The organism is Veillonella sp. AS16 (assembly GCF_000517785.1).
Classification (GTDB): Bacteria; Bacillota; Negativicutes; order Veillonellales; family Veillonellaceae; genus Veillonella; species Veillonella denticariosi.
On the sequence record NZ_AZYX01000007.1, the window covers coordinates 287,144 to 300,285 of the forward strand.

The window sequence follows — 13,142 nt, forward strand, 5'->3', positions numbered from 1 at the left end:
TAATTTATATATTTATTTGTTGGAGTCTTTTTCTTTTAGGAGGAACAAATATGTCGACAACTAATGAATTATTATATTACATTCCAGCGGGTCAATATGGGAAAGAAGGCGTTCTTGCATTATTAGAACAACATCCTGAAATCAAGTTCGTATCTCTTGTAGGTATTGACTTAGCAGGTAATGATACTGATGAAAAGATTCCTATGTCAGCATTCTTCGATGACTACGAATCTTTCTTTGAAGGTCGTGCTGTTCAAACAGATGGTTCCTCTGTAGTACTTACAAATATTGCTACATTAAATAATGCTCGTGTAGATATGTGGGGTGATCCAAGTGTGAACTGGTTTGTTGATTACAACTACGAAAATATTGATCCTGTCACAGGCTTACCAACTGGTACACTTCGTATTCCTGCATTCTTGATGCATAACTATCGCTATGTAGATTCTCGTTCTATTTTAAAACGCAGCTGCGACTATGTGCGTGCTGAATTATTGGCTTTGATTAAAGAACATGGCTTACCTAGTATGCCACATGTGAAAGCTGATGAAGTTGTAGATATCATTTTCACATCTGCAACAGAACTAGAATTCTGGGTAAAAACTCCATCTAGAACAGTTACAAAAAAAGAATTATCCGTATCCCAAAAATTACAAGAACAATACTGGCAACGTACTCATGGTACAGTTCGTACTGCATTAGAACAAGCTGTTGAACGTCTTGATCGATATGGTATGGTTGCTGAAATGGGTCATAAAGAAGTAGGTGGCGTTAAAGCTAAACTTGATGAAGATGGTCATGAAGCAGTTGTATTAGAACAATTAGAAATCGACTGGAAATTCTCAAATAATCCATTACAAACAGCAGATAATGAACTACAAGCTCGTATCATTGTTCGTGAAGTATTCCGTGAAAATGGCCTTGATGTAACATTTAATGCAAAACCAATAATTGGTGTAGCTGGTTCTGGTGAACATACTCATTTTGGTGTTATGGCTAAATTAAAATCTGGTAAAGTTGTTAACTTATTTAGCCCAGAAGATATGCGTAAAGAATCTGCTAGCTCTTTAGGAATTGGTGCAATTATGGGGCTTTTAAAACACTATGAAGCCATTAATCCATTCATTAGCTCTACAACAGATTCTTTAAATCGTTTAAAACCTGGGTTTGAAGCGCCAGTATGTATTGTTACATCTTTAGGTACTGATCCATCTGAACCTAGCCGTAACCGTACAATCCTTTGCGGTTTAATTCGAGATATCGATAATCCTATGGCAACACGTTACGAATTGCGTTCTCCAAATCCTTACACTAATACATATACTGCTTTAGCATTAATCTTTATTTCTGCATTTGATGGTATGAAATATGCTATTACATCTGGTAAAACACAAGCCCAATTGGAAACAGAGCTTTCCAAAGAAGTAGGTGAAACATCTGATTATCTTGCTACAAATCGTGCATACCGTACTGAAAAAGATGTATTTGATGATTTTACACAAGAAGAACGTAATCAAATGTTTGGTGTTGCTCCAGCTACTGTATGGGAAAATATAAAGGGTTATCAAAATAATCCTGAATTAGTAGAAACATTGGCTCAAGGCAATGCATTTGCTAAAGATTTAATGGATTCCTTTATTGCCTCAATTCTTAAACGTTGGAAACTAGTTTTGGCTAATCGTTTAATTCCAAATAATTTGGATACAGTTCGTAGTATGGTTGCAATTCATACTGACAGCCGAAATAGTGTAGATGATAAACGCTTTGCAGAAGTTAATGATTTACGTTTCTACCTTGCTAAAGATAGTGACGATCGTAAATCCTTATTCACTCGTTTAATTGATGCACTTAATGATGGTGAATATGATCTAGCATCTCAATTACAAATTGAAATGAATGATAAAATGGAAGAATTAGAAGCTAAGTACGCTAACTACAGCAAAAATATCTTCTAATTAATTAAATTACCCATAAAAATGGCCTCTACCGTAGTAGAGGCCATTTTCTATTTAGAGATATAGAAGATAATTAATTCTATGGTTATTCATTATGTCCAATAAACTTTTCTACTAGTACTAAACTACATACAAGTACAAAAATTGCGACAGACCAAATCAAATTATCAAATGATGATTCATGATTGATAATTAGAAGTCTTACAATTGCAGTTATGCCAATGTATAAAAAGAAGTTAAGCGGAAAGTGGAAGTTATTTTTAAAGTATTTGACGATGAGTGCAATAAACTCAAAGTATAGAAAGAAGGTAATTAGTTCTTCAATTAATAAAGAGTATGTACTATAACCTTGAATATTTGCCCACGTAACATAGACAAGACTAATCAATGTATTAATAAGTGCAATACAAAGTGCAATACCAACGCCTACAAGGGCTATATTTTTTATCGTTAATAATAGTTTAGAAATACGAATCCACATATAATAATCACCTACAATACAAATACTAACCACATAAAAAAGACCGTACACCGTACGGTCTTTTTATGATTACACAATCGTATAATCAAATGAATATCTACGGACTAGATATCAGCTTTAATTGCTTCTAATGCAGCATCGAAGTTAACTGCTTGAGTTACTTCAGGTACATATTCAACATAAGTTACTTTGTTATCTTTGTTGATTACTACAACGCCACGAGTTAAAAGACGAAGCTCTTCAATCAAGAAACCATAGTTTTCACCGAAGGAAGCATCTTTGTGGTCAGACAAAGTAACAACTTTATCTACGCCTGCAGCACCACACCAACGTTTTTGAGCGAATGGTAAGTCCATAGAAATTGTCAATACGACTACATCTTCGGAAAGTGCTGTTGCATCTTGGTTGAACCAACGTGTCTGAGCATCGCAAACACCTGTATCAAGAGATGGTACAACGGAGATTACTTTTACTTTACCGTCAAAATTCTTTAATGTTTTAGGTTGTAAATCATTGCTCAAAACCGTGAAATCAGGAGCTTGTTGACCTACTTTAACTTCAGGGCCCACCAAAGTAATAGGACCACCTGCAAATGTAACTACACCAGTACGTTTTTCCATGTTGTATTCCTCCTAAGAGTTTCAATGTTAAGTAAATTAAGGATACGTCTTGTATCTATGCATAGTATATCATTTACACATCTATAAGTAAATCAAAAAATTCGATATACTTTCAGAAAAGATATTGTATTGATAATATAATGAAAAAAATAGTAGTATTTATATAGCAAACATACTATGATACATATAGACTATGTTAAATATAATTGAGAGGAATTATGAAATCTGTAGATTTTTTTAAAGATTTTTTCCGCCGTGAAGGTTGGATTTATGCAATAGGCATCATGTTGTTGATGGCAATTGATGTGGCTTTTTTATTGGTCCCTCAATTTATCGGAAATGCTATCGATACATTGAGTCATAACAAGGAGGGCCTTGTTCGTTATATTTTGTATTTTGTGGCACTATTAATTATTATAACTATTTTGAAAGTTATCTCCCGTCGCACTTTATTAGGATCCATTCGGAGGATGGAGTATCAGTTTCGTCAGAAGCTTTGTAAGAAGGCGCTGCAGATCGAGACGACTTATTACGAAATGAACGGACCCGGCAAGGTGATGGCGCTGATGACCAATGATGTGACATCGTTGCGCGTTGCTTTAGGGTTGGGCGTGATGATCGTTGTGGATATCGTATTTTATTCCATTGTGGGCTCCGTAGTATTAATCAAAAAAATCGACATTCTCTTGGCGGCTCAAATCATGACGCCTGTATTATTTACCTTAATTGCAATTTTTCTGTTAGGACGTAAGTTGAGGGTTAAACAGAGAAGTGCACAAACGACGTACAGCGATATGACTGAATTTGGACAGGAACTGTTTCAGGGCATGGATGTGATGCGAGCTTTCAATCGTGAATCGGTCATTGAAAAGTTGTTTGATAATATCAATCGGCTAAATTATAACAAGAATATGGATGTCGCTTTATATGATTCTATTTTGACACCGCTCACACGGATTGCACCGTTTATCTGTATCAGTATCAGCATCTTTGTATGTGGGCGTCTCGCTGTGGAGGGGCGTATGAGCATCGGTGAGTTTGTTACCATTAATTCTTTTATCATGCTCATTATAGGCCCTTTAATCAGTGTCGGTTCACTCATATCCATCATACAGAAGGGGTTGGCATCGTTAGACCGCATCATGGATTTTATGAAATTACCGCCGGAAAATATCAAGGATACCGATTCCATATTAACGTTAGAGGATATTCATGTCAGATTTTTAAATTTTACCTATGATAACGCAAAGGTTCAGGCATTATCGCAGGTGACGACAACAATACCGAAGGGCTCTTTTATAGGCATTGTAGGAAAACCGGGCTCCGGTAAAAGTACACTATTCAAATTGTTGATCGGCTTGCAGAAAAGTCCTCAAAAATCAATTTATTTCGGCAATCGTGATATTACAGATATTCCTTTAGGCGTATTGCGTAATTCCGTTGCCTATGTGCCTACACAATCTTATCTATTGAGTTCTACAATCGCAGACAATATCACCTTCGGCCAGAGTTCCATTCATCACATATCTTTGGAGGAAGCCGCTAAAAAAGCGGATTTGTATAGAGATTTAGGTGATTATCTGCACGATGATCTACATGTCTTAGGGGAAGAAGGGCGCGATCTGTCCGGCGGACAACAACAGCGCATCAATTTGGCGCGCGGATTTTATAAAAATGCTCCTTACTTGTTATTAGATGACTGCTTTTCCGCATTAGATGCGATTACGGTTCATACGATTCTCGATACACTGCGTTCCTCCCATGAACAAACCATACTTTGTATTTCTCAACGCCTGGAGGTAATAGAAAAGGCTGACAGCATTCTCGTCTTTGATGAAGGACGTATCGTAGAATCCGGAAATCATCAAGAACTATTAAATAATAAGGGCTTGTATTATACATTATATATGGCACAGAGAGGGGCCGCACATGAAGAAGCGTAATGTCCGGAATGATTGGGCTTTATTTAAACATTTAAGTGCTTATATACGTCCATATATGGGTATATTGATGATAGCCGCATTTGCTTTGTTAGGAAATCTTATCTTATTATTGTTGCGGCCTTACTTGTCCAAGCAGGTCATCGATCTTGGTTTTGCTACAAATGATATACATGTAATTCAATATTATGCTGTCCTGTATGCTATAACGATTTTGGGCAGTGTTATATGTATATTTGTAGAAAACTATTTCTTAAAATCATTCGGTCAAAAGATTATTTACCATATACGGGGGATTATCTTCCGGAAAATACTCAATAAATCACATAAAGGTTTTTATAAACTACCTATAGGTAACTGGGTGACGCGTATTACTAATGATGTAGAAGCATTACGAACTCTATATACAGAAGTTATTCTAAGTCTTTTAAGCAGTTCTCTCATGATTATCGGTATTTTAGGCTTTATGTATCTCATCAATATTCCTTTAGCCATTATCATGACAATACTTGTGCCTATTATGGGAGGTATCATATGGATATACCAGAAGTTCTCCCGCAAGGCGTTCCGCCAGGTGCGTACTTCTGTGGCCGCATCCAATGCGAGTATTAAAGAACTGTTAAATTATATTGTTATCGTAAAAACCTATCGTGGTGAACGCAATATAGAGGATCGTTATGACGAGGTAAACAAAAGATTTTTAGCGGCCGGTATTTTCGAGGTTACCACGTTTTCTATCTTCAGGCCTCTTGTGGATGGTCTGTTTTTCGTTGCTCTTATCGTTATATTTACGACGACAAATCTGGTCGACTCCGTTGCTGATGCAGGTACAGTTTTCGCGTTCATCCAATATATGGATCGCTTCTTTCAGCCTATGAAAGAAATCGCCGATAAATACAATTCACTGCAGAGCGCTTTGGCCGGTGCGGAACGGTTAGTTCCTTTGCTGGAGGAAGAAGATAGACAGCTGATTACATCTGTTCCCGATGAATTTAAAGTGATTCGCAGCATTCGATTTGACCATGTTTGGTTTTCTTATCTAGATAATGATGAATATGCCTTGGAAGACTTTACATTATCCGTTAATGCCGGTGAATTTATAGGTATTGTCGGTCCGTCGGGCAGCGGCAAGACCACATTACTTTCACTATTGATGGGCATTCATAAACCAACCAGGGGTGCAATTTATATAAATGATATCAATATTGCGGATTATGACAGTTCCTTACTACGACATATTATGGGTTATGTTTTTCAACAGGCCTATTTATTTAAAGGAACTATAGAGGATAATCTGAAGTTATTCGATACCTCTATTCCCGATGAGGATATGGTGAAAGCGGCCCGTCAGGTGAATTTGGACGGCATGATTCAACAGTTGCCGGACGGTTATAAAACATCTGTAGGCTATTTGGGTTCTCTATTGTCGGACGGACAGAAACAATTACTCGCTTTCGGCCGTACATTATTGAGCAAAAAATCGATATTATTATTGGATGAAGCAACCGCAAATATCGACAGTCATACGGAAAAAGCAATCCAAGCCAGCATCGAGCGTATACGGGGCAGTAAAACTATTCTCAGCGTGGCTCATAGATTATCCACGGTTGAGGATGCAAATATAATCGTATATTTGGAATATGGTAAAATGAAGGAAATCGGTTCTTTTGATGAACTTATAAAGAATAAGGGCGCATTTTATAATTTATGGCGACAACAACGTGACGGGAGATAGTATGGAGTATATTCAATCAAAAGACAATAAGACGATTAAGCGCATGGTTGCCTTAAGTAATCGAAAATATCGTCAGAAATATGATGAATATGTCCTAGAAGGTATTCGATCGATTCGTGATGTGGCGAAAATGGGTGCTATTAAAGTTATCGTTATACGAGAATCGAAAATGAAGGAACACACTATTCAGGAGTTATTAAGTGTATCAGATATACAATCTGTACCGACATATATCGTTCAGGACCCTTTGTTCGACAAGTTGGAAAACTCCGTTCATGGTCAAGGTGTGATGGCTATAGCAAATAAACCTAAATATTTTATTGATGATTTGCGCATAACGGACGGTTTATATGTAGCGTTGGACGGGGTACAGGATCCGGGTAACTTGGGGACCATTATACGTACGGCCGTAGCGGCAGGCGTGAAAGGAATATTCTCGTTGAAAGGAACCGTGGATCCGTTTAATGATAAGACTGTGCGCAGCACAATGAGTGCACTACATAAGATTCCTTTATATGAGGATGTATCACTATCGGAATTTTATGATGTAATCAGAGAACAGAGAATAACAACTTATGTAACAGCCTTGGAGAATTCAGTACCATATCAAGATATCCGGTATGCTTCGCGCAGTTTATTAATATTCGGTAATGAAGGTAATGGTGTATCAAAGGAGATATTAGATTTCTCTGATTACCGTATTTCTATTCCTATGTACGGAGATATAGAATCTCTCAACGTATCGATAGCTGCGGCACTTTGCATGTATAAGGTGCAGGAACAGCTTATCAAATAAGATTTTAAAAGTCCTCTGCTAGTATACAAGCAGAGGACTTTTGTATTGATTTTTGATACCTGTATTTGGTACAATAACATATATCCTTTGTGGGAGAACAAAGTTCTCCCTTTTTTACATGAAAAGGAAGATGATTATGTCCAAACTTATTGTAAATGCTGATGATTTTGGCCTTCATAGTTCTGTAAACAGAGGGATTATTGACGGTCATCGTACAGGTATTATTACGAGTACCTCCTTATTAGCAGGAGGCGAAGCTTTTACAGAAGCCATAAGCATGGCTAAAAAAAACCCAAAGTTGGACATCGGTATTCATATCGCCTTGGTTGGAGGTCTCAAACCGGTATGTGATCCATCTGAGGTATCGTCACTATTGACGGAACAGGGAAGATTTCCCAATACCTATGTGGAGTTTATAAAAAGACTTTATACGGGTAAAATTAATTTTGATGAATTGCGTAAGGAAATACAGAGTCAAGTATCCATAATTATGAATGCCGGTCTTAATATAACGCATATTGACGGGCATCAACATATGCATATTCTTCCTAGCGTGTTACCACTTGTGGTGGAACAGGCGAAACAGTATGGTATAAAGGCGATTCGCATTCCTCAGGAGATGAGCGGATTTATCAATTATTCGTACAATCCGGTTCGCTTTCTCGGCAAAGTGGGGCTTTCATCGGTAGCGGATAATGCACGCTCTTTTATCAGAAGTAATAATATTATAAGCACCCAATTTTTCTGGGGCATGATAAATGGCGGTCATATCAATCAAAAGACCTTAATGGGAATTTTGAAAGAGGTAAGTCACCGTAGCGGTACCCATGAGTTGATGATACATCCGGGCAATGATGATAGAGCCCTCAGCAGCCGTTATGACTGGGGATATCACTGGGAGGATGAATTGAAAGCAGTTTGTTCGCATCATACGCGTTTATATATTAATCAGCATAAGATTGAGTTGATTAATTATGGAGATTTGGCATGAGTAAGATGATGAAGAGAGGCATTCTGATGCTTCTCTTACTCATCAGCGTATCTGCAGGGATCATATATTACACCATCGATCTGGAAGCACTTAAAACGATAAGGCGCTTTAACGCAGTTTCGTTGTTGTTAGCACTTCTGGCTTTAACATTGGGAATGTACTTTGATGGATTACGGTTGCAGAGACTCGTAAAAATAGGTGGTTATAAGCTGTCGATTCAAGCTGTACTTCGCGTTATATTCAGTAATTATTTTATGGCTATGTTGACGCCGGGGGCCAGCGGAGGGGCCGTAGCTCAGGTTTTGGTCCTTAAAAGTTATGGTGTACCGTTGGGAAAGGGAACACCTATCGTATTGATACGTACGGTATTCTCAATTATGTTTCTCGTAGTCATGTTACCGTTCGTTTTTCTTCACGACGCCATTGAAATACCATATATTTCACGAAATATGTTGCTTGTATTTGCTGTTGTGGCGGTAATAGCGACCTTATTAGGAACCTATATATTACAAACTAAATATATGCGACAATTTGTATATCGTTTAGCTAAGTACTTTAAGGTAGATAAAACTAAAGACTGGTTATCGAAGCTTGAAACCTTAAATCAGGGACTGGGATTATTATATAAGAAACCGGGACAGTCTATTGTCGTATTTTTTGAATCCGGCTTGAGCCTGCTTTGTTTATATTGTATTGCACCGGCCTTAATGTATGCTTTTACATCGGATATTCATATCATCGATGTGTTGGATCGGATGATTCTATTAAATCTCATTTTATATTTTGCACCGACACCTGGGGGAACAGGAATCGCAGAAGGATTGTTCGTAGTTCTATTCGGTTCATTCGTGCCGGCCGGAACAGTTGGTATTGTGGCTGTTGCATGGCGCGTTGTAGCGGAGTATTTACCGTTTTTTATTGGAATGTATGCGGTGTTAACATTATATGGGCGACAATTTGTGGCTCAGGAAACATCACATGAACAGTAAGGGAGTGTATTGTATGTCTAAACCAAAAAAAGATAAGTTTTATCTTGTGCAAGAAGATATTTTACCGGAAGCGATCAAAAAAACCATTAAGGTAAAGGAAATCCTAAAATTAGGTGAGGTTAAGACGATTAACGAAGCCGTTGAAAGAATGGATTTGAGTCGTTCTGCATATTATAAATACAAGGATTATGTATTCCCGTTTTTTGAAATCGCTCAAGGTAAGATTGTAAGCATAACCGTATCTATGTCGAACGAATCGGGTATGTTATCCAGTGTATTGAAAGCAATCGCCGATCGAAACGGCAGTATTTTAACGATCAATCAGGATATTCCGCTACAGGGGATTGCCAACAGCAGTATCTCTTTTGAGACAAAGAATTTACAAGGTTCCCTCGAGGATTTACTGCATGAAATCCGCTCTATGAAGGGCATTATTAAGGTAGAGATTTTAGGACAGGCTTAGTCCGCATTTTGAGGATAGAATTATTATGACCACTGTTAAAATCGCTTTATTAGGTTTCGGTACGGTCGCGCAAGGGACATTTAATTTATTGCAGACTAATGCAGCAATCATTAAAGATCGTACCGGTGTTGATATTGATATCGCAAAAATTTTTGTGCGCAATCCTGATAAATACAGCAATATTACTTTGCCTGTAGCAACTAAATATGTGACCGATATAAAAGATATCATAGAAGATGATTCGATTCAAATCGTTGTGGAGTTAATGGGGGGCACAACCTTTGCCAAGGATTGTGTAGAGGAGGCTCTTAAAGCGAAGAAAAACGTCGTTACGGCTAATAAGGATTTATTAGCTGAATCGGGTCCATACTTATTGGAACTGGCAAGTAAAAATGGGGTGGATTTGCGCTTTGAAGCCTCTGTATTAGGCGGTATTCCTATTATTCGCACATTGTATGAATCTTTGGGTGGCAATCATATTACGGAACTCATCGGTATTATGAACGGCACGACAAATTTTATTTTATCTAAGATGACCGATGAAGGTTTGAGCTATCAAGATGTACTAAAAGAAGCTCAGGAATTGGGTTATGCTGAGGCGGATCCGACGGCTGACGTGGAGGGGCTCGATGCGGCTCGTAAATTGGCAATTTTGGCATCCATCAGCTTTAATCGCCGTATTTTCTTTGACGATGTATCCGTTGAAGGGATTACAAAAATCGATACGGAAGACATTGCATTCGGCAAAGAATTCGGCTATAACATCAAATTACTAGGCATTGCGAAGGAATCTAATAAAGGGTTATCACTTAATGTTTATCCCGCATTTGTACCGGTTACGCATCCGTTGGCCTCCGTGCGCGGTTCTTATAATGCGATTTATGTGAAAGGCAACGGAATCGATGACGCCATGTTCTATGGTCGCGGCGCGGGCAGCTTGCCAACGGGCAGTTCCGTAGTAAGCGATATTATGGAGATTGCGAAAAATATTTCCAACGGATCTACCGGTCAATTGAAATCATTCTATTATGATCAAAAGAATATTTACGCACCCGGTAAAATTCAATCCAGTTACTATATACGACTAGCTGTAGATAATAAAACGGGTGTCTTAGCTAAAATTTCCGCTAAATTAGCGGAACAAAAGATTTCCGTCCTATCTATTGTGCAGCGCAATATGGATCCTGAAATGGCAGTGCTTGCTATCGTTACGTCTAAATGCCCTCGTTCGTACATTTTAAATCTTATAGACTCTTTTAACAGCTTGCGTTCTGTTCAATCAGTCAATAGTGTTATTCGTATTATGGAAGATTAATGGATATGAAAACCATACGCGTTCAAGTTCCGGCTACCAGTGCTAATTGCGGTCCCGGTTTCGATTGCCTGGGATTGGCTTTAAATTTATATAATATCTTTACTTTTACACCCCTTGAGGATGCCATGGAGTACACGTATACATTTGAAGGGTTTGGTGCCGACATCCTCCGCATGGAGGATCCTAAGAAAAATCTCATCGGATTTGCCATGGATCAGGTCTTTGCAACTGTTCAGGAACCGATACGTTACGGTCATATTACTTCAGAAACATTAATTCCTCCTTCGCGTGGTTTAGGTAGTAGCAGCACCGCTATTGTGGGCGGTTTGTTATTGGCGAATACTCTCGTTAAAAATCCGTTGACTAAAGAAGAACTTCTGGTAATCGCCAATCGCATGGAAGGTCATCCTGATAATGTGGCACCGGCGATTTACGGAAACTTATGTTGTGCAACCGGCTTAAAAACAAAAGTATTAAATACGGTAATTCCCGTTCCGGAGGAACTGCACTTTGCCGTAGTTGTACCGGAGGTATTGGTTTCTACGGAATATGCCAGGTCCGTATTGCCTCATCATATTCCTTTTAAAGAGGCGGTTCAAAACGTGAGCCATGCATCACTGTTTGTAACGAGTCTTATTACACATCAGTTAGATAATCTGTCTATAGCTTTGGAAGATAATTTGCATGTACCATATCGAAAAGCCTTAATTCCTCATTGCGATGATGTATTTATGGCCGCTAAAACGGAAGGAGCCTATGGTGCAACCATTAGCGGATCCGGCTCTACATTGATTGCTTATACCGATAAATGTCATGTTGAAAACGTCGCAAAAGCTATGGGAGAGGTATTCACATCTCATGACGTTGAAAATAAAATATATTGTCTGGAAGCTGATACAAAAGGAGCAAGAATTATATAATTTATGGTATAATTATAGTGTTGTAGCATAGCCACAACACTATAATCGGAGGAAACCATGAACAATATAAAAACAACTCTTTTATTAGCGCTGTTAACAGCTATTTTAATGGCTGCAGGCGATATGATCGGCGGAAGAAACGGCATGCTATTGATGTTCGTCATATCAATGGGGATGAATTTCATGTCTTATTGGTATAGTGACAAAATCGTTCTTGCCCAATATCATGCACAGCCTGTAACAGCGGAATCAAATCCAAAATTGTACGGTATGGTCGAGAGATTGGCAAAAAACGGCCAATTGCCTATGCCGAAGGTTTACATCATTCCCAGCGAGGTGCCGAATGCGTTTGCTACCGGCAGAAATCCGAACAATGCGGCGGTTGCTGTTACGCAAGGTATTCAACAGCTATTGACGGATGATGAACTTGAAGGCGTACTCGGTCATGAATTAACACATGTTAAGAATCGCGATACGTTAATCAGTACCATTGCCGCTATGTTGGCGGGTGCTATTTCAATGATAGCGCAGGTGTTGCAGTTTTCTGCTTTCATGGGGCGCGGAGACAGTCGAGACGGACAGGGGAGTAATCCTTTAGCTCTCATCGGCATGATTATACTGGCACCTCTTGCTGCGGGACTCATTCAAATGAGTATCTCTCGAACTCGTGAATTTGCGGCCGATGAAGGCGGCGGTGATATGTGTCGCAATCCGATGGCACTGGCATCGGCTCTGGCTAAAATCGATTACTACTCTAAACATGGTGCACTACCTAATGCAAGCAATGCGACGGCACATATGTTTATCATCAATCCTATGGTCGGTATTGGTGAAAGTTTCAGTAATCTTTTCAGTACACATCCACGTACGGAGGAACGTATTGAAAAATTAAAAAAACAAGCACAAAACTCTAAATACATTCAGCATTAACAGGAGG

At 38.6% G+C, this 13,142-nt stretch carries 12 protein-coding genes; 10 read left to right on the plus strand and 2 right to left on the minus strand.

The window, feature by feature from the left end:
* Positions 1–50: 50 nt before the first annotated feature.
* Positions 51–1,955: a glutamine synthetase gene (locus HMPREF1521_RS01495; RefSeq protein ID WP_038114967.1), complete on the plus strand. Its 1,905-nt coding sequence runs from the start codon at positions 51–53 to the stop codon at positions 1,953–1,955.
* 85 nt (positions 1,956–2,040) lie between these two features.
* Here HMPREF1521_RS01495 and HMPREF1521_RS01500 read toward each other — a convergent pair whose 3' ends face one another.
* Positions 2,041–2,436, minus strand: coding sequence for a phosphate-starvation-inducible protein PsiE (locus HMPREF1521_RS01500; protein WP_004695756.1), 396 nt, complete (start codon positions 2,434–2,436; stop codon positions 2,041–2,043).
* 104 nt (positions 2,437–2,540) lie between these two features.
* Positions 2,541–3,056 (minus strand): thiol peroxidase, encoded by a 516-nt coding sequence (gene tpx / locus HMPREF1521_RS01505; RefSeq protein WP_038114968.1) that lies wholly within the window; start codon positions 3,054–3,056, stop codon positions 2,541–2,543.
* Positions 3,057–3,274: 218 nt separating this feature from the next.
* On the opposite strand from tpx, the gene HMPREF1521_RS01510 reads away from it, so the two are divergent.
* The 9 genes from HMPREF1521_RS01510 to htpX all read left to right on the plus strand — a co-directional run bounded on the left by HMPREF1521_RS01510 (position 3,275) and on the right by htpX (position 13,135).
* Positions 3,275–4,999 (plus strand): ABC transporter ATP-binding protein, encoded by a 1,725-nt coding sequence (locus tag HMPREF1521_RS01510; RefSeq protein ID WP_038114969.1) that lies wholly within the window; start codon positions 3,275–3,277, stop codon positions 4,997–4,999.
* Entirely contained in the window at positions 4,986–6,731 is a 1,746-nt protein-coding gene (locus tag HMPREF1521_RS01515) for an ABC transporter ATP-binding protein (protein WP_038114971.1), read from the plus strand. Before HMPREF1521_RS01510 ends, HMPREF1521_RS01515 begins: the two co-directional genes overlap by 14 nt.
* A gap of 1 nt (position 6,732) precedes the next feature.
* Entirely contained in the window at positions 6,733–7,527 is a 795-nt protein-coding gene (locus tag HMPREF1521_RS01520; protein ID WP_038114972.1) for an RNA methyltransferase, read from the plus strand.
* A 136-nt stretch (positions 7,528–7,663) separates the two neighbouring features.
* Complete coding sequence (locus tag HMPREF1521_RS01525; RefSeq protein WP_038114974.1) at positions 7,664–8,518, plus strand: ChbG/HpnK family deacetylase; 855 nt, start codon at positions 7,664–7,666, stop codon at positions 8,516–8,518.
* On the plus strand, positions 8,515–9,507 hold the full coding sequence (locus HMPREF1521_RS01530) for a lysylphosphatidylglycerol synthase transmembrane domain-containing protein (protein ID WP_038114975.1): 993 nt from the start codon (positions 8,515–8,517) through the stop codon (positions 9,505–9,507). The genes HMPREF1521_RS01525 and HMPREF1521_RS01530 overlap by 4 nt, the downstream gene beginning before the upstream one ends.
* A 13-nt stretch (positions 9,508–9,520) precedes the next feature.
* Positions 9,521–9,970 (plus strand): ACT domain-containing protein, encoded by a 450-nt coding sequence (locus HMPREF1521_RS01535; protein ID WP_038114976.1) that lies wholly within the window; start codon positions 9,521–9,523, stop codon positions 9,968–9,970.
* A 25-nt stretch (positions 9,971–9,995) separates the two neighbouring features.
* Positions 9,996–11,285, plus strand: coding sequence for a homoserine dehydrogenase (locus HMPREF1521_RS01540; protein WP_038114978.1), 1,290 nt, complete (start codon positions 9,996–9,998; stop codon positions 11,283–11,285).
* A 5-nt stretch (positions 11,286–11,290) separates the two neighbouring features.
* A complete protein-coding gene (thrB, locus tag HMPREF1521_RS01545; RefSeq protein ID WP_038116007.1) occupies positions 11,291–12,205 on the plus strand; it encodes a homoserine kinase in 915 nt (304 codons plus the stop codon).
* A 57-nt stretch (positions 12,206–12,262) separates the two neighbouring features.
* The gene (htpX, locus tag HMPREF1521_RS01550) at positions 12,263–13,135 is read left to right on the plus strand and encodes a zinc metalloprotease HtpX (protein ID WP_038114980.1); all 873 of its coding nucleotides are present in this window, start codon (positions 12,263–12,265) and stop codon (positions 13,133–13,135) included.
* Positions 13,136–13,142: the final 7 nt, after the last annotated feature.